Source organism: Bacillus sp. JNUCC-21, from assembly GCF_041222765.1.
Taxonomy (GTDB): domain Bacteria; phylum Bacillota; class Bacilli; order Bacillales; family Bacillaceae; genus Bacillus; species Bacillus velezensis.
The window spans coordinates 1,506,378-1,529,625 of sequence record NZ_CP166019.1 but is presented as its reverse complement, the minus strand read 5'-3'; the positions used below and the strand labels follow the sequence as shown (position 1 = coordinate 1,529,625).

General features: G+C 45.7%; 24 protein-coding genes and 1 pseudogene. 9 read left to right on the top strand and 16 right to left on the bottom strand.

The window, feature by feature from the left end; genetic code table 11:
- Nucleotides 1-171 precede the first annotated feature (171 nt).
- Nucleotides 172-1,089: a heme o synthase gene (cyoE, locus tag JNUCC21_RS07855; protein ID WP_003154486.1), complete on the bottom strand. Its 918-nt coding sequence runs from the start codon at nucleotides 1,087-1,089 to the stop codon at nucleotides 172-174.
- A 343-nt stretch (nucleotides 1,090-1,432) separates the two neighbouring features.
- Between cyoE and ctaA the strand changes: the two genes are divergently transcribed.
- Nucleotides 1,433-2,359, top strand: coding sequence for a heme A synthase CtaA (gene ctaA, locus JNUCC21_RS07850; protein ID WP_319937182.1), 927 nt, complete (start codon nucleotides 1,433-1,435; stop codon nucleotides 2,357-2,359).
- A gap of 96 nt (nucleotides 2,360-2,455) precedes the next feature.
- Here the strand turns inward: ctaA and pyc are convergent, their stop codons facing one another.
- The 4 genes from pyc to glsA all read right to left on the bottom strand — a co-directional run bounded on the left by pyc (nucleotide 2,456) and on the right by glsA (nucleotide 8,712).
- Nucleotides 2,456-5,902 (bottom strand): pyruvate carboxylase, encoded by a 3,447-nt coding sequence (gene pyc / locus JNUCC21_RS07845; protein ID WP_369878722.1) that lies wholly within the window; start codon nucleotides 5,900-5,902, stop codon nucleotides 2,456-2,458.
- 75 nt (nucleotides 5,903-5,977) lie between these two features.
- Complete coding sequence (locus JNUCC21_RS07840) at nucleotides 5,978-7,189, bottom strand: FtsW/RodA/SpoVE family cell cycle protein (protein WP_369878721.1); 1,212 nt, start codon at nucleotides 7,187-7,189, stop codon at nucleotides 5,978-5,980.
- 204 nt (nucleotides 7,190-7,393) lie between these two features.
- Nucleotides 7,394-7,675, bottom strand: coding sequence for a YlaN family protein (locus JNUCC21_RS07835; RefSeq protein WP_003154494.1), 282 nt, complete (start codon nucleotides 7,673-7,675; stop codon nucleotides 7,394-7,396).
- A 107-nt stretch (nucleotides 7,676-7,782) separates the two neighbouring features.
- Nucleotides 7,783-8,712: a glutaminase A gene (gene glsA, locus JNUCC21_RS07830; protein ID WP_015239797.1), complete on the bottom strand. Its 930-nt coding sequence runs from the start codon at nucleotides 8,710-8,712 to the stop codon at nucleotides 7,783-7,785.
- A gap of 103 nt (nucleotides 8,713-8,815) precedes the next feature.
- On the opposite strand from glsA, the gene JNUCC21_RS07825 reads away from it, so the two are divergent.
- Nucleotides 8,816-9,292, top strand: a complete 477-nt coding sequence (locus JNUCC21_RS07825; protein WP_043021054.1) for a hypothetical protein — start codon at nucleotides 8,816-8,818, stop codon at nucleotides 9,290-9,292.
- Here JNUCC21_RS07825 and JNUCC21_RS07820 read toward each other — a convergent pair.
- Complete coding sequence (locus JNUCC21_RS07820; RefSeq protein ID WP_015417407.1) at nucleotides 9,287-10,615, bottom strand: PhoH family protein; 1,329 nt, start codon at nucleotides 10,613-10,615, stop codon at nucleotides 9,287-9,289. The genes JNUCC21_RS07825 and JNUCC21_RS07820 overlap by 6 nt on opposite strands.
- A gap of 154 nt (nucleotides 10,616-10,769) precedes the next feature.
- Here JNUCC21_RS07820 and JNUCC21_RS07815 point away from each other — a divergent pair, with 154 nt between their 5' ends.
- Both JNUCC21_RS07815 and JNUCC21_RS07810 read left to right on the top strand, forming a co-directional pair.
- On the top strand, nucleotides 10,770-11,393 hold the full coding sequence (locus tag JNUCC21_RS07815; protein ID WP_012117484.1) for a YhcN/YlaJ family sporulation lipoprotein: 624 nt from the start codon (nucleotides 10,770-10,772) through the stop codon (nucleotides 11,391-11,393).
- Between the two features lie 101 nt (nucleotides 11,394-11,494).
- Nucleotides 11,495-11,704 carry a YlaI family protein gene (locus tag JNUCC21_RS07810; RefSeq protein WP_007409677.1) on the top strand — a complete coding sequence of 70 codons (210 nt, stop codon included), beginning with the start codon at nucleotides 11,495-11,497 and terminating at the stop codon, nucleotides 11,702-11,704.
- Nucleotides 11,705-11,745: 41 nt separating this feature from the next.
- Here JNUCC21_RS07810 and JNUCC21_RS07805 read toward each other — a convergent pair whose 3' ends face one another.
- Together JNUCC21_RS07805 and typA are read right to left on the bottom strand one after the other, a co-directional pair.
- The gene (locus JNUCC21_RS07805; RefSeq protein WP_015239793.1) at nucleotides 11,746-12,066 is read right to left on the bottom strand and encodes a YlaH-like family protein; all 321 of its coding nucleotides are present in this window, start codon (nucleotides 12,064-12,066) and stop codon (nucleotides 11,746-11,748) included.
- A gap of 56 nt (nucleotides 12,067-12,122) precedes the next feature.
- On the bottom strand, nucleotides 12,123-13,961 hold the full coding sequence (typA, locus tag JNUCC21_RS07800; RefSeq protein ID WP_015239792.1) for a translational GTPase TypA: 1,839 nt from the start codon (nucleotides 13,959-13,961) through the stop codon (nucleotides 12,123-12,125).
- Nucleotides 13,962-14,072: 111 nt separating this feature from the next.
- On the opposite strand from typA, the gene JNUCC21_RS07795 reads away from it, so the two are divergent.
- Together JNUCC21_RS07795 and JNUCC21_RS07790 are read left to right on the top strand one after the other, a co-directional pair.
- Nucleotides 14,073-14,261 carry a YlaF family protein gene (locus tag JNUCC21_RS07795; protein WP_003154504.1) on the top strand — a complete coding sequence of 63 codons (189 nt, stop codon included), beginning with the start codon at nucleotides 14,073-14,075 and terminating at the stop codon, nucleotides 14,259-14,261.
- Nucleotides 14,262-14,570: 309 nt separating this feature from the next.
- Nucleotides 14,571-15,188: a hypothetical protein gene (locus JNUCC21_RS07790; protein ID WP_038463860.1), complete on the top strand. Its 618-nt coding sequence runs from the start codon at nucleotides 14,571-14,573 to the stop codon at nucleotides 15,186-15,188.
- A gap of 38 nt (nucleotides 15,189-15,226) precedes the next feature.
- Here the strand turns inward: JNUCC21_RS07790 and JNUCC21_RS07785 are convergent, their stop codons facing one another.
- Nucleotides 15,227-15,520, bottom strand: a complete 294-nt coding sequence (locus tag JNUCC21_RS07785) for an anti-sigma factor (protein WP_015239790.1) — start codon at nucleotides 15,518-15,520, stop codon at nucleotides 15,227-15,229.
- A pseudogene (locus JNUCC21_RS07780) lies at nucleotides 15,517-15,651 on the bottom strand (RNA polymerase sigma factor); the annotation flags it as partial. The gene JNUCC21_RS07785 and the pseudogene JNUCC21_RS07780, both read right to left, overlap by 4 nt.
- 366 nt (nucleotides 15,652-16,017) lie before the next feature.
- Here JNUCC21_RS07780 and JNUCC21_RS07775 point away from each other — a divergent pair.
- Complete coding sequence (locus tag JNUCC21_RS07775; protein WP_007409672.1) at nucleotides 16,018-17,583, top strand: M4 family metallopeptidase; 1,566 nt, start codon at nucleotides 16,018-16,020, stop codon at nucleotides 17,581-17,583.
- A gap of 51 nt (nucleotides 17,584-17,634) precedes the next feature.
- Here the strand turns inward: JNUCC21_RS07775 and JNUCC21_RS07770 are convergent, their stop codons facing one another.
- The 3 genes from JNUCC21_RS07770 to JNUCC21_RS07760 form a co-directional block, all read right to left on the bottom strand.
- Nucleotides 17,635-18,087, bottom strand: a complete 453-nt coding sequence (locus JNUCC21_RS07770) for a GNAT family N-acetyltransferase (RefSeq protein ID WP_064108147.1) — start codon at nucleotides 18,085-18,087, stop codon at nucleotides 17,635-17,637.
- The gene (gene suhB, locus JNUCC21_RS07765) at nucleotides 18,074-18,871 is read right to left on the bottom strand and encodes an inositol-1-monophosphatase (protein ID WP_007409670.1); all 798 of its coding nucleotides are present in this window, start codon (nucleotides 18,869-18,871) and stop codon (nucleotides 18,074-18,076) included. Before suhB ends, JNUCC21_RS07770 begins: the two co-directional genes overlap by 14 nt.
- Nucleotides 18,872-19,004: 133 nt before the next feature.
- The gene (locus tag JNUCC21_RS07760; RefSeq protein ID WP_003154513.1) at nucleotides 19,005-19,193 is read right to left on the bottom strand and encodes a hypothetical protein; all 189 of its coding nucleotides are present in this window, start codon (nucleotides 19,191-19,193) and stop codon (nucleotides 19,005-19,007) included.
- 236 nt (nucleotides 19,194-19,429) lie between these two features.
- Here JNUCC21_RS07760 and JNUCC21_RS07755 point away from each other — a divergent pair, with 236 nt between their 5' ends.
- Nucleotides 19,430-20,062 (top strand): DUF1054 domain-containing protein, encoded by a 633-nt coding sequence (locus JNUCC21_RS07755; protein WP_007409668.1) that lies wholly within the window; start codon nucleotides 19,430-19,432, stop codon nucleotides 20,060-20,062.
- Nucleotides 20,063-20,096: 34 nt separating this feature from the next.
- Here the strand turns inward: JNUCC21_RS07755 and JNUCC21_RS07750 are convergent, their stop codons facing one another.
- The gene (locus tag JNUCC21_RS07750) at nucleotides 20,097-20,363 is read right to left on the bottom strand and encodes a UPF0223 family protein (protein ID WP_007409667.1); all 267 of its coding nucleotides are present in this window, start codon (nucleotides 20,361-20,363) and stop codon (nucleotides 20,097-20,099) included.
- 179 nt (nucleotides 20,364-20,542) lie between these two features.
- Here JNUCC21_RS07750 and JNUCC21_RS07745 point away from each other — a divergent pair, with 179 nt between their 5' ends.
- Nucleotides 20,543-22,015: an aminotransferase class I/II-fold pyridoxal phosphate-dependent enzyme gene (locus JNUCC21_RS07745; protein ID WP_015239787.1), complete on the top strand. Its 1,473-nt coding sequence runs from the start codon at nucleotides 20,543-20,545 to the stop codon at nucleotides 22,013-22,015.
- A gap of 47 nt (nucleotides 22,016-22,062) precedes the next feature.
- Here the strand turns inward: JNUCC21_RS07745 and JNUCC21_RS07740 are convergent, their stop codons facing one another.
- Both JNUCC21_RS07740 and JNUCC21_RS07735 read right to left on the bottom strand, forming a co-directional pair.
- Nucleotides 22,063-22,182, bottom strand: coding sequence for a GapA-binding peptide SR1P (locus JNUCC21_RS07740; RefSeq protein ID WP_003154518.1), 120 nt, complete (start codon nucleotides 22,180-22,182; stop codon nucleotides 22,063-22,065).
- Nucleotides 22,183-22,295: 113 nt separating this feature from the next.
- A complete protein-coding gene (locus JNUCC21_RS07735; RefSeq protein ID WP_007409665.1) occupies nucleotides 22,296-23,096 on the bottom strand; it encodes a polysaccharide deacetylase family protein in 801 nt (266 codons plus the stop codon).
- Between the last annotated feature and the right edge of the window lie 152 nt (nucleotides 23,097-23,248).

The window sequence follows — 23,248 nt, the reverse complement described above, 5'->3', positions numbered from 1 at the left end:
AATCTGCTTCCAGCCGAAATACTTCTTTTCCTCATTTCTTAAAATATGAGATTTTTTACTTAAAATTCCATCTATGTATAAAAGCAAAGCCGCCTGATTAAACAAAAGGTCAAGGCGGCGTTTACTAGTTGTCATTGTTTGTTTTGGCGATCAAACAAGCTCATTATTCAATTAAAACAGCGTAAAGACCACCATCGCTACAAAATAAATGGTCATGTAATTAAGCGAATAGACAAACATAAGAGTTGCCCACTTCATGATGTTTTTCATGCGGAATCCCATCAGTCCGAGAACAAGCCATCCGACATTCAGCAAAGTGCCGAGAATGACGATCGGAAGACCTAGACTGCCGAGGAAAAACGGCAGCGGCAGCAGGCATGCGACCCAGACGATAATCTGTCTTTTCGTCACTTCAAAGCCGTGCACTACCGGAAGCATCGGAATATTCGCTGCTCTGTAATCTTCCGTCTTTTTAATCGCAAGCGCTAAAAAGTGCGGAATCTGCCAGATGAATAAAATCATGAATAAAACCCACGCGACAACACCGATGTGCCCTTCAACCGCTGTCCAGCCGATTAACGGCGGCACGGCGCCTGATACACTTCCGACAACCGTATTAATCGTATAACGGCGTTTCGTCCACATTGTATAAAGAACAACGTACGTAAACACGCCGATAAAACCGATGACTGCTGCCATCACGGTGGTCATCAAAAGCATGATAAGTCCTAAAGCAATGAGTAAAATTCCTGACCACAGCGCTTGATTCGGCTGAATCTTTCCGGTTACCGTCGGTCTTACTTTCGTGCGTTCCATTAAATGATCAATATCACGGTCGTAATAGTTGTTAACCGCACAAGAACCGGCGATGATCAAAGAAGATCCTATTAATGTAAGAAGCACGGTGTTTAAATTGCCTAAAAAACTCAGACCGGATATATGTAACGCAAGCCACATGCCGGTAAAAGTCGTAATTAAATTCGAATTGACGATTCCTATTTTAATAAGCGAAAGGAAATCCTTCCATGCCGTCGTCTCTTCAATCTGTCCGTCTATAGCTGTATCGTTTAAAATTCTGGAATTAGCCATAACGTAAACCTCCCTTACAAACCTAAAGCAGGTTTTTTAAGACCTGCAACTCTATCATACAAGATAATAACCTGTAAAAAAACATCCTCTTAAATATTAAACGAGAAACAGGAATTTATTTGTGAACTTTTTATGAATTTTACCAAATCCGCCGGTTTCATAATAAAGCGGTTACTTTATTTCTATCAGACCCATCTGGAATAATCAACCCCATTATCTAAGAAGTCCTGATTCTATTATATTTTTGTGAACAAACAGAATTGAGAATTGCCACAAAACACATATTCGCTTACACTTGGTACGTATATCATTTTGTCCAGTTTGTTAAGAAGGTGAATGTAAAATGAATAAAGCTTTGAAAGCGCTCGGCGTGCTGACGACATTCGTTATGCTCGTCGTGCTGATCGGCGGCGCTCTTGTCACAAAGACAGGATCGGGTCTCGGATGCGGAAGGCAGTGGCCGCTTTGCCACGGCCGGTTTTTCCCGGAGCTTAACGCCGCTTCTATCATTGAATGGAGCCACAGACTCGCAAGCGGTGTCTCAATCGTTCTCGTGCTGAGTCTCGCTTTTTGGGCATGGAGAAAAGTCACGCCTGTTTTCCGTGAAACAACCTTTCTCGCCATTATGTCCATTATCTTTTTATTTTTACAGGCGCTTCTCGGCGCATTAGCGGTTGTTTTCGGATCAAATGCGCTCGTTATGGCGCTTCATTTCGGCATATCGCTGATTTCTTTCGCTTCTGTTCTGATTTTGACGCTGCTCATATTCGAAGCTGATAAATCAGACAAAAAGCTCGTCAAGCCGCTCAGAATCGGCAGAAAAATGCAGTTTCATATGATCGGCCTTTCGATTTACACGTATATCGTCGTTTATACGGGGGCTTATGTACGCCATACGAAATCAAGCCTTGCCTGCCCTGACGTTCCGCTTTGCAGCAGGCTGAATCACGGGCTTCCGTCCCATTTTCAGGAATGGGTGCAGATGGGCCACAGAACGGCAGCGCTGCTTCTGTTCGTATGGATTCTTGTCGCTTTTGCACATGCGGTGCGCTCTTACAAAGACCAAAAACAGATTCTTGGGGGCTGGATAGCGGCTCTTGCCTTTGTTGTATTACAGGCGCTGTCCGGAATCATGGTTGTTTATTCAGAAATGGCCACCGGCTTTGCACTTGCCCATTCGCTCTTTATTGCCGGCCTGTTCGGCGTCTTATGCTATTTCTTATTATTAATCGCCCGCTTCCGCTATGAATCAAAACGGCGGAACATCTGAGGCATATGAAAAGGCCGAAGCATTAAAGCTTCGGCCTTTTCACATAAAAAACCTGATCGCACACGGGGGCGGATCAGGTTTTTTTAGGTTCATTTTTTACGCTTTTTCAATTTCGATCAGTAAATCGCCTGTCTGAATCGGTTCACCGTTTTTCACATGAATCTGCTGTATCGTCCCGGAGAACGGCGCCTGTACCGTCGTCTCCATTTTCATCGCTTCATTAATCATCAGATGATCGCCTTTATTCACCTTTGCCCCGGTTTCCGTTAACAATTTAATGACGGTTCCCGGCATGGATGCCGCAATGTGGCTTGGGTTTGTCCGATCTGCTTTTAATTTTTCCTGTACGGACGATTTAATGCTTTCATCTTTAATGACCACCTCGCGCGGCTGGCCGTTCAATTCGAAATAAACGACACGTGTCGCATCTGGCTGCGGTTCACCGATAGATACAAGCTTCACGATCAGCGTTTTTCCGCGCTCTATTTCCACTTCGATTTCTTCACCGAGTGTCATGCCGTAGAAGAAAGTCGGTGTGTCTAATACGGAAATATCGCCGAAGCGTTCTGCCGTTTTAACATATTCAGTAAACACCTTCGGATAAAGAGCATACGCGATTGCGTCCTGATCACTCAATTCCATCTGATGTGTTTCTTTCCATTCTTCTTTAATGCCTTCAAAAGATACCGGTTCAAGCAGCTCACCCGGTCTTACCGTGATCGGCGTCTGTCCTTTCAGAACGAGCTTTTGCAGTTTTTCCGGAAATCCGCCGTGCGGCTGGCCGATCTGCCCTTTAAAGAGCTCAACGACTGAATCCGGAAAATCAAGCGTTTCGCCTTTATCATAAACATCTTGTTCTGTTAAATTGTTTTGCACCATGTAAAGCGCCATATCTCCGACGACTTTGGAAGAAGGTGTTACTTTCACCACGTCGCCGAACATGCGGTTGACGACGCTGTACATGTCTTTCACCTCATTCCAGCGATCACCGAGGCCGACTCCTTTTGCCTGCTGCTGCAGATTGCTGTACTGGCCGCCCGGCATTTCATGATTATAAATCTCAGTATGCGGAGACTTCATCCCGCTTTCAAATTCACTGTAATACTGACGGACGGATTCCCAGTATTGCGACAGTCTTTCCACCTGCCGGACATCCATTTCAGGACGGCGGCTGTTTCCTTCAAGGGCATGATAAAATCCGCTTGCGCTCGGCTGTGAAGTCAGACCCGCCATTGAGCTGACGGCGACATCCACGATGTCCACACCCGCTTCAACAGCTTTGGCATAGAGAAAGACGCCATTGCCGCTCGTATCATGCGTGTGAAGATGAACGGGAATATCAATCGTTTCCTTCAGCGCTGAGACAAGTTCGTATGCGGCTTGAGGTTTCAAAAGACCGGCCATGTCTTTAATGCCGAGAATGTGGGCACCAGACGCCTCAAGCTCTTTCGCCATAGAAAGATAATATTGCAAATCATATTTCGTCCGGGTCTTATCAAGAATATCTCCCGTGTAACAAATCGCAGCCTCCGCCACTTTTCCGGTTTCACGGACGGCATCGATGGCCAGCGTCATCCCTTTTACCCAGTTCAGGCTGTCAAAGATCCGGAATACGTCAATACCTGACTCCGCTGACTGCCGGACAAATTTTTGGATGACATTGTCCGGATAGTTTGTATAACCGACGGCATTTGATGAACGAAGCAGCATCTGGAACAATGTGTTCGGCACTTCCTTGCGAAGATCTTCAAGGCGTTTCCAAGGGTCTTCTTTTAAGAAACGGTACGCTACATCAAATGTCGCGCCTCCCCACATTTCAAGGCTGAACAGTTCAGGCCACAGGGCAGCCGTAGGATTCGCGATTTTTTTCAAATCATTGGATCTGATCCGGGTTGCAAGCAGGGACTGATGGGCATCCCTGAACGTTGTATCGGTCAGGAGCACGGATTTTTGCTCTTTCACCCAGTCTGCAAGCCCCTCGGCGCCTCTTTCCTCAAGGATCTGTTTCGTACCGCTTGCCGGCTTTTCTTCGATACCTAACGTAACGGTCTGAGGCTTATCAAATGCAGGTTTTTCTTTTTTCCCGATTCCCGGAAAACCGTTCACCGTGACATTGCCGATATAGGAAAGCATTTTTGTTCCGCGGTCCTTCTGTTTTGGGAAAACAAACAGCTCAGGCGTTGTGTCGATAAACGATGTGTCATATTGGCCCGTCAGGAATTTTTCATGCTTTGCCACGTTTTCAAGAAACGGAATATTGGTCTTAATGCCCCTGATCCTGAATTCCTGCAGGTTGCGGACCATTTTCGCTGATGCCTGTTCAAACGTCAGCGCCCATGTCGACAGCTTGACAAGCAGTGAATCATAATAAGGCGTGATGACGGCGCCCTGGAAGCTGTTTCCCGTATCAAGGCGGACGCCGAAGCCGCCGCCTGAGCGGTAAGCCATAATTTTACCCGTGTCAGGCATAAAGTCATTCAGCGGATCTTCAGTGGTCACACGTGATTGTATCGCATACCCGTTTGTAAAAATGTCTTTCTGCTCAGGGATATTGACGGCACGGCTGTGCAGTCCGTGGCCCTGCGCCACGAGGATTTGCGTCTGAACGATATCAACCCCCGTTATCATTTCCGTAATCGTATGCTCCACTTGCACGCGCGGGTTCACTTCAATAAAGTAAAATTCACCGCCCGCTACGAGAAACTCCACGGTCCCTGCGTTGATATAGCCGACATTTTTCGCAAGCGTCACAGCCGCTTCACAGATTTCGTCCCTTAATTCAGGCTGCAAAGATACACTCGGCGCCACCTCAATGACCTTTTGATGGCGTCTCTGAACGGAACAGTCCCGCTCATACAGATGGACGACATTGCCTTCTTTATCTCCGATCACCTGAACTTCAATATGCTTAGGATTTTCGATCAGTTTTTCAACATACACTTCATCGTTTCCAAATGCGGCTTTCGCTTCTGATTTGGCCCGCTCAAACGATTCTTTCAATTCGCTTTCGTTTCGGACGATTCTCATTCCGCGGCCTCCGCCTCCGAGCGATGCTTTAATAATAAACGGAAATCCGTGGACTTTTGCGAATTGTTCGACATCTTTTAATGTTTCAGCCGGTCCGTCACTCCCCGGAATAACGGGGATGCCGGCTTTTTCTGCCTGCTCCCTCGCCTTTACCTTATCTCCGAACATATCCAAATGCGCTGACGTCGGTCCGATAAATACGATGCCCTCTTCTTCACAGCGTCTCGCAAATTGGATATTTTCAGAGAGAAATCCGTAGCCCGGATGAATGGCATCTACGCCGTTTCTTTTTGCGATCTCAATAATCCCTTCAATATCAAGATACGCATCAATCGGTTTTTTGCCTTCTCCCACAAGATAAGCTTCATCCGCTTTATAGCGATGATAGGAGCCCGAATCTTCTTTTGAATAAACGGCTACCGTTCTGATGTTCAATTCTGTGCACGCCCGGAAAATCCGAATCGCAATTTCTCCCCTGTTTGCTACTAACACTTTTTGGATGGATTGTTGTGACAAACTTTTCTCCCCCTTGGCCTAATAAATATGTAGTTTATAATAAAGGAATATCCGTCCTGTGTATACACTTGTTTTTTAGAGATACACAGATTTTTCCGTCTGCCGTCTTTTTACCCCCTTAGACGGAACGGGCTCCCTCTTTTTCTTCTTTTCTGAGTACTTGACATGCATGCTGACATTCACCAATATACCGGCGCTCATTAATAACAACAACATTGATGAGCCCCCGTAGCTGATAAACGGCAGCGGAACACCTGTAATCGGAATTAAGCCGCTGACACCGCCGAGATTGATAAAGGTCTGAATCGCAATCATGCTGGATATCCCGATTGCCAAAAGGCTCCCGAACGGATCTTCACATTTTCTCGCAATATAAAAACCTTTTAACACGACAAAAGCCAGCAGCACAATGACAAACAGGACGCCGAAAATGCCGAGCTCCTCTGAAATAACCGCCATAATAAAGTCTGTATGCGATTCAGGCAGATAACCGTATTTTTGAATGCCTTCTCCAAGACCGAGACCGAAAAAACCGCCTGAGCCGATCGCATAATACGAATTTATAATCTGCAGGCCTGATGTGCTGGCGTATTTAAATGGATTTTCAAGGCTTTCAAACCGGCTCATACGCCCGGGTGTCAAAATATCGTCCCATTTCATATAGATGATCGGGCTGACAAGGAGCAATACGATTCCCGCCATGAGCACCAGCCTGAGCAGGGTCCTTCCGCTGAATCCCGAACACATAATGACGCAAAACGCGATCAGACCGATAATCATCGCCGTTCCGAAGTCGGGCTGAATGGCGATAAGCGCACAAATGACTACGGTGACGATCACCGGCGGAGCAACCCCCGTCAAAAGCTGATCGATGTAGCTTTGTTTCTTTGCGTATACCGCGGCAAGGTACAGTATCAGGGTCAGCTTGACAAATTCCCCCGGCTGAATGGCCATTCCGCCGATTTTAAACCAGCTTTGCGCGTTTCCGGCAACATGTCCGAAAACAAACAGCGCGCAAAGCGCAGCCACTGACGCAAGCAGTATGAATTTCTGAATCTTTTGATGGGCGAACACTTTGTACGGAAAAACGGCCGCGATGATAAACAGCACAAACCCTGCGATGACGGCGAACAGCTGCCGTTTAAAGAAATAGTCGCTGCTCACGCCGTAACGCATAACGGCGGTAATCATGCTTGAGCTGTATACCATTACCAATCCGAAACAGCACAGCAGAATGATAGCGCATATCAATGAATAATCGTAAGATTTTAACATTCTTTTAAACATAACATCCTCTTTCCTGCTTAAAGCTTACGTTTAATACCTATAGCGTATTATATTTTACTATAATTCATAAACAATTTACGCAGTTTCTTTATAGTTTTTCGGATGAAATGCAGATTAAGAGACCGTCTTACGAAAAGAAGATGCAAAAAAACGGTTTACGGTTATAAAAAAACCCAAACCGTTGAATAGTTTGAGTTTGATCATTTATTTTCCTGTAAACGCGTCATGCAAAGCAGACAGTTCTCTTTCAAGTCTGTCCAGCAGCTCTTTGCCGTCGTTTTCGTCAACTAATCCCAGGCGGACAGCAAAATCGATTTCCCTCGACAGTCCGAACATCTGAGTATCCAAGACCTCTTCATACAGAGGACATTGAGGCATCGTTAAGTTATCCATTTGTACTCGGATCAGCTTCAAAATCTTCTCAGCATCTAACTTCAACAGCTCGAATGCTTTCTGCTGATGGTCAACTATAATCTCTGAAGCCAAAAGTATCCCTCCGTTCCCCAGGCGAGTACCTAATTCTTCTATTTATCATAAAGGGTATCAGATGAAATTGCAAGAGGATTTAAGCAGATGTTATGATAAAAAATGTTTCAAAAAATACTCAGCCTGTATTTCTCAGACATGATTTCCAAAAGCTTCACACCCGCGATGCTGTTGCCTTTTTCATCAAGCGCCGGGCCGAATATACCGATTCCGAAGTTGTACGGCGAAATGCCCATGATCCCTCCCGAAACGCCGCTTTTAGCGGGAATGCCGACCTTAATCGCGAATTCCCCGCTCGCATTATACATGCCGCATGTCACCATAAACGTCTTGCAGATTCTCGCCACATCTTTTTTAATGACCTGCTCCCCGGTTTCCGGATGCTTGCCGTCAAGGGCGAATACACAGCCGATTTTGGCTAAATCCAGACTGCTCATCTTAATCGCGCACTGTTTTGTATACAAATCCATGACCTCTTCAACATCGCCTTTAAAAATGTCATACTGCTTCATGTAATAACACATGGCCCGATTAATCATGGATGAACTGAATTCCGATTCCGCGACATGTCTGCAATATGTAATGTCCTGATTATTCGCAAGTCTTCTGATGAATCCGAGCAGGTAATCCAGGCGGTCTTTCGGCGAATGCCCTTTAATGAAACCCGTAACGATGAGAGCTCCCGCATTAATCATCGGATTTAAAGGCTTGCCCGGATTCACTGTTTCAAGCTTAATCATGGAATTAAACGGGTCGCCGGTCGGCTCCTGACCCACGCAGCTGAACACCTTTTCCTTTCCGTAATCCATCAGTACGAGCGCCAGAGAAAGCACTTTCGAAATGCTCTGCAGCGTAAATGTCCGGTCGGCGTCTCCTGCCGTCAGACATGTATTTTCCGCATGATAAATCGTGACCGAAAGGCTGTCTTGTTCAGATTCAGCCAGAGCCGGAATATAGTCTGCCACTTTGCCTTCTTCGGTCCTTTTTTTCGCTTCTTGAACTAATGCGTCCAGCTCTTGGTAATGCCGGCATACCATGTCGATCATCCTCACTTCGCTGCCGTTGTATACATCTAATTTGCGACGCAAAGTGACAATTCATGCGAAAACTTTTATACTTTAAGTAAAGGGGGGCTTCACCATGAGCGTTATTCAAGTAAAAGGCAATGTTACATACCCGATTACAATTGATCCGAGTGTCTGGATTTTCGATGACCGTAAGTTTCCGTTTGAAAAAAATCAGCCTGTTCATCCGGACGGCTCTGCAGAAACCCAGGAGCATACGCTTGATCCGGAACGGGTGATCAGAGAAGGGCGCATTTCGCCGCCGACTTTAAAAAGCGAAAAACGTTATGAAAAAGAAAGACTGATGAACGGCAGCTTCGCCATGAAGCTCGGCGCTGTTTTAGCAAATGCCGAGCCGAAAGAAAGCGCTGTCCTGTGCGCATTTATTTCAAAATCAGAAAGAACCGAAGTGGCGCTTGAAAAGGCGATGGACGCAATCGCGCATTTCAGCGATGGGGGGAAACCCCTTCAAGACGGCGGCCCGGTCCATTTTTACGTGGACGGAGACTTAGAAAAACCGATAACGGGCGTCACAGAAATCGAAGTTTTATAACAAATCGGCTGCAAGCTGTGCAAGGCCGGATCTCTCACCTTTCACAAGCTTCACGCTGCCGGAGACGGTTTGTTCTTTAAACCGTTCTACAACATAAGCAAGTCCGTTGTTTAAACTGTCTAAGTATGGGTGATCTATTTGCTCCGGATCGCCCATCAGGACAATTTTGCTGCCCTCTCCCACCCGAGTCAAAAGCGTTTTGACCTCGTGCCTCGTCAAATTCTGAGCCTCATCAATAATAATAAACTGATCCGGAATGCTTCTCCCCCGAATGTATGTCAGCGCCTCCACCTGAATCGATCCGATTCCTGCCAAAATCGCTTCAAGTTCACCCGGCTTTTTCGCATTGAATAAAAATTCAAGATTATCAAAGATTGGCTGCATCCACGGCTTGAGCTTTTCCTCTTTTTCGCCAGGCAAATATCCGATATCCTTTCCCACCGGGACGATGGGACGCGCGACGATCAGTTTTTTATAAATACCGAGATCCTCCGTCTGCAGAAGCCCTGCCGCGAGAGCAAGCAAGGTTTTTCCCGTTCCCGCTTTTCCGATCAGGGTGACGAGCGGGATATCTTCCCTCAGCAGGAGTTCAAGCGCCATTGTCTGCTGGACGTTCTTCGGCCTGATTCCCCATACGTGCTCATCATCGAAAACGAGTCTTTTTACGGTCTCGCCTTTCTTATCTGTCATGCCGACCGCAGACGAAGATCCTCCTAATTCATCTTTCATCAGCACAAATTGATTCGGATAAACCTGATGCTGCTGAAGCTCCTTGACTGAAATTTGTTTGTCTTTATAAAACGAGGCAAACCGCTCTTTATTCATAAATATATCTTTGTACCCGCTATATATTTCATCATGGTCAACGACTCTGTCGTTTAAAAAGTCCTCCGCCAAAAGCCCGATGGCATCCGCCTTTACCCTGACAAGCACATCTTTGCTGACCAGGATGACGAGGCGGCCGTTTTCTTTCGTTTCCTCCTCAAGGCTTAAATTTTTTGCCACCGCCAAAATGCGGTTATCATTCGTTTTTTCGATAAAAATTTCTTGGAGCTGGTGAAATGACCGGTGGTTCAGTTCAATTCTGAGCGTTCCTCCGCTTTCAAGCGGAACTTTCTCGTGCAGCCTTCCTTTCTCCCTGAGCCCGTCTATCAGCTTAGATACGTGCCTCGCATTTCTCCCGACCTCGTCCATATACCGCTTTTTTGAATCGACCTCTTCCAGCACGACGGCGGGGATGACAACTTCGTTTTCTTCAAAGGAAAAAATGGCGTTAGGATCCTGCAAAAGTACATTCGTATCTAACACATAAATTTTACTCAAGTCTCAGCCTCCTGAAATAAGGATCAAAGCCCATCGTGTGCTTCTCTTTCCGCGAAAAACGGGGATGCCTGCTAAAATATATGATTTGGTGAATAAAGATAGAAGGTTAATTCAACAATAAAATAAATGAAAGCATTCAAGGAGGAAATCTGACGTGCGAATTCTTTTCATTATCATACAAGCCTTGTTTATCCTTACCGGCTGCACTGCTGTACAGGACGGCCGCGGCCGCAATATTCAGAACGAATCAGCCGATCAGCGCGATGCAAAACCGATCCATGTGAAAAATACGGCTCCTGAGACAGCTGAAAATCCCGGCCGGACAGACATCGCTAAGCATCTCGTCGAGGTAACCGAAAAAATCCCCGGCATTTCAGATGCCACCGCGGTTGTACTCGGAAGATACTCCGTTGTCGGTATCGATGTGGATGACAATTTAGAAAGAAGCAAAGTGGAGAGCATTAAATACACGGTTGCCCAGGCGTTAAAAAACGATCCTTACGGCGCCAATGCCGTTGTCGTGGCTGATCCTGATACGGTTTCCCGTCTGAGAGGCATGGGCAGCGACATTAAGGCCGGCCGCCCCGTTTCAGGCATTTTGGACGAACTTGCCGCCATCGTCGGCCGTGTCATGCCGGAAGTCCCGAATGATGTGACCGACAATGAAAAAGAATCACCGACTCAATCGAATGATGATCAGCTGAACCAAAGAGACCAGAACAAGCTGCAAAACGAACAGAACGATCAATCGGATCATCATATGAAAAACCGCCGGTAAAAAGCAGCGCCCGCTCCAAAGGAAGGGCGCTGCTTTCTTTCCCTTTGGCAGGAGGGGCATCCATGTTATAATGCTTGTCATAGTGAAAGAGGTGAAAATCAATGAGAGTAAAATGTTCCATTTGCGACAAAATCGAACAAATTGATGATGAAACACTGACAGCCAAACGCCTCCGCAATCGTCCGATTCATACATATATGTGCCGGGAATGCCATGACCGAATCAAAGTCAAAACGGAGGCGCGGCTGAATACCGGACACTTTTCCTTTCATCCCGGACAAAAAGCGAAAAAAGATAAACTGAAAAAATAAACCGAATAAAAAATGACCCGCCGGAAGGCAAGGTCATTTTTTTATTGCGGTTTAGCTGACTGGCTTTTTTTGGACTGGTGCAGACGGATTTTGTAAATGATCAAAATCAAGGCGGCGACAACAAGCCCTTCTCCGACCGGCAGAAACACACCGAAAAAAGTCAGCACGGTGCAGCCGAGCACGAGAAAGAGATAAACTGCCGCAGCCTTCAACACCGGCAGCCGTTTGGCAAAGCCGAGTTTAAATACAATCACCGAAAGCACGACGATCGTTCCGTATAACAGCCACATTCCCGTCAGCGGATGCTCATCCACTTGGTAAAGAGCCGCAAAGAACGACAGCCGTTCACTTACTTCATTCAAAAGGATCCCCCTCCCCTTTTCCGTTCGGGTTCTACCTTTTCAAATTCTGCAAGTGATTAAGACATTCCTGCTGTTTTTTTCTTTTTCGCCGCTTTTTCACGTTCGTTTTTATTCAGGATTTTCTTTCTTAAACGGATGGATTCCGGCGTTACTTCACAGTATTCATCTTCGTTTAAGTACTCGAGTGATTCTTCAAGCGACATAATGCGCGCTTTCTTAATCGTAGTCGTTTGATCCTTCGTAGCGGAACGGACGTTTGTCTGCTGTTTCATTTTGCTGACATTGACGACAAGATCATTGTCACGGTTATGTTCGCCGACAATCATGCCTTCATATACTTCTGTTCCGGGCTCAACGAAGATGACGCCGCGGTCTTCAATACCTTGAATTCCGTAAGATGTCGCTTTTCCGTTTTCCATGGAAACGAGCACACCCTGACGTCGGCCTCCGACTTGGCCTTTTTGCATCGGCTGATAGCTGTCAAACGTGTGGTTCAGGATACCGAAACCGCGTGTCAGTGACAGAAACTCAGTAGAATAGCCGATGAGTCCGCGTGAAGGTACGGTAAAGATCAGGCGGACCTGGCCGTTTCCGTTATTAATCATATCAAGCATTTCGCCTTTTCTCGCACCCATTGATTCCATAACAGAACCGGTATGCTCTTCAGGCACGTCAATCTGCACGCGCTCAACAGGCTCGCAGCTTACGCCGTCGATTTCCTTAATGATAACTTCAGGTTTAGACACTTGAAGCTCATAGCCTTCACGGCGCATGTTTTCAATTAAAATGGACAGGTGAAGCTCACCGCGTCCTGAAACAACCCATGCGTCAGGTGATGCAGTCGGTTCGACACGAAGACTGACGTCTGTTTGAAGCTGCGCGTTCAGACGCTCTTCAATTTTGCGGGCTGTGACATATTTGCCTTCACGGCCTGCAAACGGGCTGTTGTTTACGACAAATGTCATTTGGAGCGTAGGCTCATCAATGCGCAGAACCGGCAGCGGCTCATGGTGGTCAGCCGGACAAACCGTTTCACCGACGTTGATGTCTTCCATGCCCGAAACGGCAACGAGGTCTCCCGCTCTCGCTTCTTCAATTTCCACGCGTTTCAATCCTTGGAAACCGAAGATTTTCGTTACGCGGAATGATTTTACCGTTCCGTCAAGTTTCATCAATGAAACCTGCTGACCCACTTTCATCGTGCCGCGGAAAACGCGTCCGATACCGATACGGCCGACATAATCATTGTAATCAAGCAGCGCCACTTGGAATTGAAGAGGCTCTTCGGCGTTATCTGCCGGGGCAGGGACATGTTCAAGTATCGTTTCATACAGTGATTCCATATTTTCGTCCTGCTTTTTCGGATCCAGACTTGCCGTTCCGTTAATCGCAGAAGCGTAGACGACAGGGAACTCAAGCTGTTGTTCGTTTGCGTCAAGCTCGATGAACAAATCAAGCACTTCATCAATGACTTCTTCCGGGCGGGCGAAATCACGGTCGATTTTGTTTACGACGACAACCGGATTTAAGTTCTGCTCAAGAGCTTTTTTCAGTACGAAACGGGTTTGCGGCATGCAGCCTTCATATGCGTCAACGACTAACAGAACACCGTCAACCATTTTCATAATCCGTTCTACCTCTCCGCCGAAGTCGGCGTGTCCCGGAGTGTCCAAAATATTAATGCGTGTATCTTTATAGTTAATCGCAGTATTTTTCGCAAGAATTGTAATACCGCGTTCACGTTCAAGATCGTTTGAATCCATTGCGCGTTCGGCAATATTTTCGTTGGCACGGAATGTTCCGGCTTGGTGAAGCAATTGGTCTACCAAAGTCGTTTTCCCATGGTCAACGTGGGCAATAATCGCGATGTTGCGAAGATCGTTTCGAAGTTTCACATTTTCATCTCCTAAAAAAATTAGATAACTTTCATATTATACCACACATCCTCTTTAAAAGCGTTACGTTTTTCTGTAAACTGAAAGTATGACGTTAAAGGGGATGGAAATATGAAAAAATTGAATTGGCTCTTATTATTATTTGCATTCGCAGCAGTCTTCAGCATGATGCTGATCGGCGTATCAATCGCTGAGAAAAGCGCATGGGGCATCATCGGAAGCATTGTTCTCGTTATCGCCATGATGGGAAGCGGTTTCACCGTAAAGAAAAAAATGCGCGAACAGGGACTGCTTGATTAAAAGCATGACCCTTTGCAAAATTCCGTAAACATGGAAAGAAAATATCTAATGAAGCCTGAATCAAAGATTCAGGCTTTTTTACATCCTCAAAACAGGCTGAGATGTAAGGCTTATCTCCCCCGCCGCCTAGTCAGGAAGCCGGAAATGACAGCTCCCATTCTAGTTACATCAGCAGATTCCCTCAGAATATGCAGTCTGAAATAGTCCGGCATCGTTATGCAGAAAATACCATACCTCCTATTTCAATTCCATCATTGTCTTTTTATACTTGTGGCTGTAAGCAAATACACATGACAAGGAGAGAACGAAATGAAAACATCTTTTTTGAAGAAAACCGCTGTAACTGCCGCCGCAACCGCCTCAGCCGCCTTGCTTGCATTCAGTCCGCTTGATTCTGCCGGCGCAAAAACGATCCAGGCAAATGAACCGCATGCCCTGCAGGCTTCCGCAGAGAAGACACCGGAAGACGCGGCAAAACTCATTGACATCATCAGCCAATCGATTTACGAAAAAGACGGTGTCTATTATTTTGACGGCGAAAAAGCGGTTGAATTGGGATTAGATCAAGAACAAGCCCAGATCATTCAAAAGCTGTGGGACAGTTCAACCGAATTTTTAACCGTACTTTCCCAATGTATTGAGAAAACGGACGGCGAATATACATTTAATAAAGAAAAAGCGGTGGAGCTCGGCTTTACGGAAAAAGAGGCCCTTATCGTTGATCAGCTGTTCACCGCTTTTTCCCAAAGCCTTCATATCCTTCAATCTGCGCTGATTGAAGAAGACGGTGTGTATACGTTTGATCAGGAACTTGCTGAAAAAGCAGGAGCAGGAAAAAAAGAAGCAAAGCTGTGTGCCGGATTCTTTAATTCACTGCCCCAGGAATTGCTTGAAGGCATTTATACAGCCTTTCATCCGGCTGAGTAAACGGATTAAAACGCCCGGTCATTCAGCCGGGCGTTTTTTTAAATCAGCAGTTTAAGGACCAGCATGATAAAGAAAACAGCGCCGAACAAACAGGCTGCTTTTATCAGCAGCTTCCCGTAATACCGTTCCTTAAACCGCCTTTCTTCTTCTGCATAACAGGCTGGCGCCTTCATCTCAGGGCTGCCGAGGTCAAACGGCTCCTTCATCATATGATATAAACTCCCGCACTTACCGCATGATTCAAGATGGCGGGAAATAAACCGCTCCGTTTCTGTTTCACAATCGCCTTCAATATATAAAGGGAGTAAATCTCTCACTAAACAGCAAGTCATATCTGTCCGTCCTTCCTTTTTTCCGCCAAGTGCTGTTTCAGCTGCATTCTCGCCCTGTACAGGGTGCTCTTCACCTTCGAAAGACTCCAGTCCAAAACATCAGCAATCTCTTCGTAAGACAGCTCTTGAAATACCTGTCGAAATGCTGAATAAAATGACTGAAAATCTCTGACATCTGAAACAATCCTTTTCGTTTATTAAGGCCTCACCCGTTTAGACAAACGGCTATAAAAAAAGTTTTACAGATCGGAACATTTTTCCCCTATCATTTTTCCCGACTTCATTTGTCATTTTTTTCAGAATAAATCGCATCATTCGACTCATGTCTGATTCAACACGTGCCTCTCGGCTTATCCCCCGATGCTGGCCGCTGGAAGCCTTTCCGGGACGATTCTATCAATTCATCAGCGGAGTCTAGTTTTATATTGCAGAATGAGAGAATGCTGGTTTATTATAACAATATAAGTTTTCATTATTTTCAAAAAGGGGGATTTATTGTGGGTTTAGGTAAGAAATTGTCTGTTGCTGTCGCCGCTTCCTTTATGAGTTTAACCATCAGTCTTCCGGGTGTTCAGGCCGCTGAGAATCCTCAGCTTAAAGAAAACCTGACGAACTTTGTGCCGAAGCATTCTTTGGTGCAATCTGAATTGCCTTCAGTCAGTGACAAAGCAATCAAGCAATACTTGAAACAAAACGGCAAAGTCTTCAAAGGCAACCCTTCTGAGAGACTGAAGCTGATTGACCACACGACTGATGATCTCGGCTACAAGCATTTCCGTTATGTGCCTGTCGTTAACGGTGTGCCTGTGAAAGACTCACAAGTCATTATTCACGTCGATAAATCCAACAATGTCTATGCGATTAACGGTGAATTAAACAACGATGCTTCTGCCAAAACGGCAAACAGCAAAAAATTATCTGCAAATCAGGCGCTGGATCATGCTTTTAAAGCAATCGGCAAATCACCTGAAGCCGTCTCTAACGGCAACGTTGCAAACAAAAACAAAGCCGAGCTGAAAGCAGCGGCCACAAAAGACGGTAAATACCGCCTCGCCTATGATGTAACCATCCGCTACATCGAACCGGAACCAGCTAACTGGGAAGTAACCGTTGATGCGGAAACAGGGAAAGTCCTGAAAAAGCAAAACAAAGTGGAGCATGCCGCTGCAACCGGAACAGGTACGACTCTTAAAGGAAAAACGGTCTCATTAAATATTTCTTCTGAAAGCGGAAAATATGTAATGCGTGATCTTTCTAAACCTACCGGAACGCAAATTATTACGTACGATCTGCAAAACCGACAATATAACCTGCCGGGCACACTCGTATCAAGCACTACCAACCAGTTCACAACTTCTTCTCAGCGCGCTGCCGTTGATGCGCATTACAATCTCGGCAAAGTGTACGATTATTTCTATCAGACGTTTAAACGCAACAGTTACGACAATAAAGGCGGCAAAATCGTATCTTCCGTTCATTACGGCAGCAAATACAATAACGCGGCCTGGATCGGCGACCAAATGATTTACGGTGACGGTGACGGCTCATTCTTCTCGCCTCTTTCCGGTTCAATGGACGTAACGGCCCATGAAATGACACACGGTGTTACACAGGAAACAGCCAACCTGAACTATGAAAATCAGCCGGGCGCTTTAAATGAATCCTTCTCTGATGTATTCGGATACTTCAACGATACTGAGGACTGGGATATCGGTGAAGATATTACGGTCAGCCAGCCGGCTCTCCGCAGTTTATCCACTCCGACAAAATACGGACAGCCCGATCATTACAAAAATTATCAAAACCTTCCGAACACTGATGCCGGCGACTACGGCGGCGTGCATACAAACAGCGGAATTCCGAACAAAGCCGCTTACAACACGATTACAAAAATCGGCGTGAAAAAAGCGGAGCAGATTTACTATCGCGCACTAACGGTATATCTCACTCCGTCATCAAACTTTAAAGATGCAAAAGCAGCTTTGATTCAATCAGCGCGGGACCTTTACGGCTCTCAAGACGCTGCAAGCGTAGAAGCGGCCTGGAATGCGGTCGGCTTGTAAACAAGAAAAGAGACCGGAGAAATCCGGTCTCTTTTTTATATCTGAAACATTTCACAATGGCTTCACCATGATCATATATGTCTTTTCCCGATCGTCTTTTTCAAGCTTAAGCTGTTCAAAGCCGCATTGGCTTAAAAACAAAACCCATTCCTGCCTGTCCAGGGGAACGGCTGAAAACATCGCTTTATGCTCCCCTCTCAGCCGGCCCGCAATCTCTTCAATGACCGCGCGTCCGATTCCTTTCTCTTTTGCCTCCGGAGCGACGGCCACGGTTCCGAGCCACGGTTTTCCGTTTGAAGGCGCCCATTCCAAATGAAAACTAACGGCGGCAGGAGCGCCGTCAATCTCCCATACGAGCCACGTTCCATTGTACATGGAGTATACAAGCATAAACTCCGCCGCATTTTTTGTTCCGAACTCTTCGTTTTTCCACACCGGGTGTGCAGCCGCCAGCTGCTCCAGAAACCCGAGATCTTCTTCTTCAAAATCTCTACCTGTCAGCATGTAAATAGTCGTCAAAGATAATTTTATGTATTGCCGGATTGCCCGCAAGCACGCTGTGGTTGTCTAAAAACGTAAATGGTTCGCCGTCTGTGGTCGTGTAAATGCCCCCGACTTCGTTCAGCAGCACGCAGCCGGCAGCGTAATCCCACGGCGCGAGCCTCATCGTAATGTATGCGTCAATGCGGCCGGCTGCAACACTGGCCAGCTCAAGTGCCGCCGAACCGTAGGAACGCGTTCCTCTGACCCGTTTTACGAGCGGCGCCAAAATACTCGGGTCAATCCTTCTGTTTTCCGTCACCCATGTTGCATTGATTGCAATAATGGCTTCTTCAATGGAAGCTTCTTTTAAAGGAGCAAGCGGCGTGTCGTTCAGATAAGCCCCTTTTCCGCTGAATGCGTGATACAGTTCGTCCTGCATCACATCATAAATTAAGCCGATTTTGCCTTTTCCGTCTTCAAAGATGCCGATGGAGATCGCGAAATGCCGCTTTTGATGGACAAAATTCATCGTTCCGTCAATCGGATCAATGATCCAGACGATTCCGTCAAGGGAGCGGAGCTTATCTCCCTGCCCTTCTTCTCCGAGAATTCGGTGTCCGGGAAAAGTTCCCTGTATACGGTCAATGAAAAAGCGTTCCGTCTCTTTATCAATATTTGTGACTAAATCATTCGGATTTGATTTTGTTTCAATCGTCAAGCTTTCCTGCATGGATTGCCTGATTCTCGTTCCGGCTTCTTTTACCCATTGTTTTGCGATATCATCAATTTCCGTCCAATTTGTCATACCGTGTACCTCTTTTCTATGTATAGCTTATTCTATAGCATACTGATAAAGGCGATGAAAAAGCAAGGAAAATGAAAAAAATGCCTTCTCACGTAAAAACGAACCATTTCCTGCGGTTCGTTTTTACTATTCTTTATCCGTTAAGCCGAATCCATTCTTTTCTGAGACGTTCCAGTTTTCTTTTGCTGAGATCGATTTGATCTTCATTCTCTTTTTGCATGGCCTCATACAGGGTTGCCAATTCATAATCAACCTCTAGTCTCCAGACAGCTACACGGTTATTTTTTTCCTCCCTGAATCCTTCCTTCACCACTTGCCTCATTGTCTTTCGCCCCTTCCAGAGATCATTTGTTAAAAAAGCATCCCATTTTTCCAATTTATTAATGATACTTCTTATATCGTATGGAAACTTATATTCGGCTGTAACAACATTCTTAAAATTGTGTGTTTACCTATTCGTTTTTTACCACCAATCCTCTCGGTTCAAACGTTCTCAATGTTTTTGCGGCCGGCGGCGGCTGTGGTAAAATATGAATACTTACGATAAGGAGGAAAAAGATGACTCAGATGCGTTTTACAAAAGAAGACTTCGATACATTTACAATAGAAGGTTTAGATCCGCGCATGGAGGTGTTAAAAGAACAAGTCCGCCCGAAGCTGACCTTGTTAGGAGAGCATTTCGCACCGACATTGTCAGCATTGACAGGCGATGAAATGTTCCCGCATGTCGCCAAGCACGCGAGAAGATCTGTCAACCCGCCGGCTGACAGCTGGGTTGCCTTTGCCAACAGCAAACGCGGGTATAAGAAACTCCCTCACTTTCAGATCGGTTTATGGGACACCCATATGTTTGTATGGTTTGCCATCATTTATGAATCTCCGATAAAAGAGGAATACGGCAGATTGCTGGAAGCGAAGCAGGAGGACATCACAAAACAGATTCCCGGTCATTTTGTATGGTCGCCGGATCATACGAAGCCAGGGGCGTACAAGCAGTCCGACATGGATCAGGAGCAGCTGAAAACATTATTTGAACGCCTGCAGACAGTGAAAAAAGCAGAGCTTTTGTGCGGCATTCAGCTACAAAAAGAAGACGTGATCAACATGAACAACAATGAATTCCTGCAAACCATTGAAGATGCTTTTAGGAAGCTTTCCTTTTTATACACACTGACTCAGAAAGTCTCATAACATAAAAAGCGGGCCGATTGCCGGCTCGCTTTGTCTACATTTTGATAATCGCTTGATCTGATTGTTTCGCCTGTTTCACAGTCCGATACGGGGAATAGGTGCTGTCAGCTTCAAATTGGCTGCAGATTTTCTTTTCTTCCGCTTTCCCGGGAACGATTTCTTTAAAGCGGCGGTACGCATTCAGAAGTCTGTCTCGGTCAGCTCCTTTTTCATAGGCGTTTTCCACCTGCTGAAAAAAAGCAATGACATCCACGGCCTCCTCTGTCGTCCAGTCCTCATTCATCGGATATTGATATTCCAAATGTCTTCACTCCTTTATAATCATGCTCAAAATAAGCATCTTCCATAGATCATAAATTGTTCTTTACTTTCTTTCAAGTTCATAATATAATTCATTTGTTTTACGTTTAAAAAACGGGTAATAAAACTGAATGTAATACAAACTAATCCGTAGGTATTATGATAAAGGTGGGAAAACAATTGCCGCAACATGAAACACCCCTGTACAGCGGACTGAAAAAGCACGCGGACAGACAGCCTGTCCAATTCCACATTCCGGGCCATAAAAAAGGCGCGGGAATGGATCCGGAATTCAGACAATTTATCGGAGAAAACGCGTTAAGCATAGATTTAATTAATATCGAACCCCTGGATGATTTACATGCGCCAAAGGGCATCATTAAAGAAGCCCAGGATCTGGCCGCGGAAGCATTCGGCGCAGACCATACCTTCTTTTCCGTACAAGGGACGAGCGGCGCCATTATGACGATGGTCATGGCCGTATGCGGACCCGGAGATAAAATCATCATCCCTAGAAACGTTCATAAATCCATTATGTCGGCCATTGTATTTTCCGGAGCGGTGCCGATTTTTATTCACCCGGAAATTGACGATGAGCTCGGAATTTCTCACGGCATTACGCTTGAGTCCGCCGAGCGGGCTTTGACGGAGCACCCTGACGCAAAAGGCCTGCTTGTCATAAATCCGACGTACTTCGGTGTGGCAGCTGACTTGAGCAGCATTGTAAAGCTCGCGCATTCTTTCGATGTGCCTGTGCTTGTCGATGAAGCGCACGGCGTGCATATTCATTTTCATGATAAGCTTCCTCTGTCCGCCATGCAGGCGGGCGCTGATATGGCAGCCACAAGCGTGCACAAATTGGGAGGCTCCCTGACGCAGAGCTCCATTTTAAATGTGAGAGAAGGTCTTGTTTCCAAAGAAAGAGTACAGTCGATTTTAAGCATGCTGACGACAACGTCAACATCCTATCTGCTTCTCGCTTCACTTGATGTCGCAAGAAAACGCCTCGCTACAGAAGGCCGCGATCTTCTTGAAGATACGATTCTGCTGGCGGATCAGACACGGGAACGCCTCAATCAAATTGAAGGCATCCGCTGTGTCGGCGAAGAAATCACAGGGTCTAAAGCTGCATTCAGTTATGATCCGACTAAATTAATCATTTCGGTCAAAAACCTCGGACTGACGGGTCATGACGTTGAAAAATGGCTCCGCGAATCATATAATATCGAAGTCGAGCTGTCCGATTTGTATAATATTTTATGTATTTTCACCCCCGGCGACAGAGCGGGAGATGCCGACCGTCTTGTAAGCGCGCTTACAGACATTTCAAAGCAGGCTTCCGACAATGACTATGCTCATCAGCAAACCGAAGTTCTGCTTCCTGAAATTCCTCTGTTAGCGATGACGCCAAGAGACGCGTTTTACGCAAATACGGAAGTCATTCCGTTAAAAGAATCCGCGGGACGGATCATCGCAGAGTTTGTCATGGTGTACCCGCCGGGAATTCCGATCTTTATTCCGGGTGAGATCATTACTGAAGAAAATATCAGCTACATTTTTAAAAACTTGGACGCCGGCCTTCCTGTGCAGGGTCCCGAAGATGCAACGCTTGAAATGATCAGAGTCATCAAAGAGCAAAAAGCCATCCAATAAACATAAAGATGCCCGAAACGAAATCGTTTCGGGCCTTTTTACGCTTTTTACTCTTCTTCAAGATGACACTGGCATTGTCCGCAGCATGTTCCGTATAACGTCGTGACCTTCTCATCCTCAAAGTAATGAATCGCTTCGTTACAGTCTTGGCAAACAATTGTACCCATCTGTCATTCCCCATTTCTCAGAATTTGAAAACGCTTAATTTTCACTTGTTGTTATTATATTATTATGTCACATTTAATATGTCAACTGATAAATTGTATAACACATTTATTTTTTACGGTCTTTTTATAGCTCGAGGGTCAATCACAGTATATCCTTTATGACGCAATCCTTTTACAATGTCCGGCATGGCTTCCGCCGTCCATTTCCGGTCATGCATCAATATGTTGGCCCCGTCCCGCAGATAAGGACTGTTCAGTGTGATATCGGTAAGCGCTTTTTTGGATTGATATTTCTGATCCCAATCATACCCGAAGGTCCAGTTCATTTTCACCATACCTTCTTTTTTTATAAGTCTGTCACTGTAGTCCGTATTGCTTCCGAAAGGCGCCCTGAAAAATGCGGGTTTCTCTCCTATTACCTTTTCAACCGCTTTATTGACGCCAATGATTTCTTCCCGTTGTTTTTGTTCGGAAAGATCTTTTAAGTTTTGATGAGTCATTGTATGATTACCGATCATAAAACCTAACTCATGAATATGCTTAAGCGCTTTCTTATTTTCATCTTTTTTCAAAAAATGTCCGTTTACAAAAAAGATCGCTGACGCATTGAGATCGTGCAGTTTGTCCGCAATCTCAGCGGCATGCTGATCAGGCGCGTCATCGATCGTTACCAATGCGATCGGTTTTTTCTCTTTCTGTTCATCCATTTTTTCCACAGAAAAGCTTTTCGGATTGATATAGTAACGGGGCTCCGCCTTCTGTTTTTTCTGTTTTTCCTCTTTTGTATGGTGGTTTTCCCGTTTGGCATGATTGGCCGCGGCTTGAGAATGGGGTTTGTTTGTTTGCATCTTTTCATTTGATTGGCAGCCGGCGAGTAAGCACATACATATGACAGCTGCAGCGGCTTTATACATGACAATCCCTCCTGATATGGTTTTGCTCCCAGTATAACGAAAAAACAGCGCTCTCACGAAAAACAATGTGCCTTTTTTACACATCGGCTGCGCAAGTTGTCACACGTATTATTTCTTCATTAAAAACGGTTTCAATTATATAACAATTCAGT

Coding starts and splice junctions, on each gene's coding strand:
- JNUCC21_RS07760 (WP_003154513.1), bottom strand. CDS start 19,193: ATGAGGCAAGTGGTGAAGGAAGGATTCAGGGAGGAAAAAAATAACCGT.
- ctaA (WP_319937182.1), top strand. CDS start 1,433: ATGAATAAAGCTTTGAAAGCGCTCGGCGTGCTGACGACATTCGTTATG.
- JNUCC21_RS07795 (WP_003154504.1), top strand. CDS start 14,073: ATGAAAAAATTGAATTGGCTCTTATTATTATTTGCATTCGCAGCAGTC.
- JNUCC21_RS07810 (WP_007409677.1), top strand. CDS start 11,495: ATGAGAGTAAAATGTTCCATTTGCGACAAAATCGAACAAATTGATGAT.
- JNUCC21_RS07740 (WP_003154518.1), bottom strand. CDS start 22,182: ATGGGTACAATTGTTTGCCAAGACTGTAACGAAGCGATTCATTACTTT.
- JNUCC21_RS07790 (WP_038463860.1), top strand. CDS start 14,571: ATGAAAACATCTTTTTTGAAGAAAACCGCTGTAACTGCCGCCGCAACC.
- suhB (WP_007409670.1), bottom strand. CDS start 18,871: ATGACAAATTGGACGGAAATTGATGATATCGCAAAACAATGGGTAAAA.
- JNUCC21_RS07825 (WP_043021054.1), top strand. CDS start 8,816: ATGAGCGTTATTCAAGTAAAAGGCAATGTTACATACCCGATTACAATT.
- JNUCC21_RS07770 (WP_064108147.1), bottom strand. CDS start 18,087: ATGCTGACAGGTAGAGATTTTGAAGAAGAAGATCTCGGGTTTCTGGAG.
- JNUCC21_RS07755 (WP_007409668.1), top strand. CDS start 19,430: ATGACTCAGATGCGTTTTACAAAAGAAGACTTCGATACATTTACAATA.
- glsA (WP_015239797.1), bottom strand. CDS start 8,712: ATGGTATGCCGGCATTACCAAGAGCTGGACGCATTAGTTCAAGAAGCG.
- JNUCC21_RS07785 (WP_015239790.1), bottom strand. CDS start 15,520: ATGACTTGCTGTTTAGTGAGAGATTTACTCCCTTTATATATTGAAGGC.
- JNUCC21_RS07840 (WP_369878721.1), bottom strand. CDS start 7,189: ATGTTTAAAAGAATGTTAAAATCTTACGATTATTCATTGATATGCGCT.
- JNUCC21_RS07735 (WP_007409665.1), bottom strand. CDS start 23,096: ATGTATAAAGCCGCTGCAGCTGTCATATGTATGTGCTTACTCGCCGGC.
- cyoE (WP_003154486.1), bottom strand. CDS start 1,089: ATGGCTAATTCCAGAATTTTAAACGATACAGCTATAGACGGACAGATT.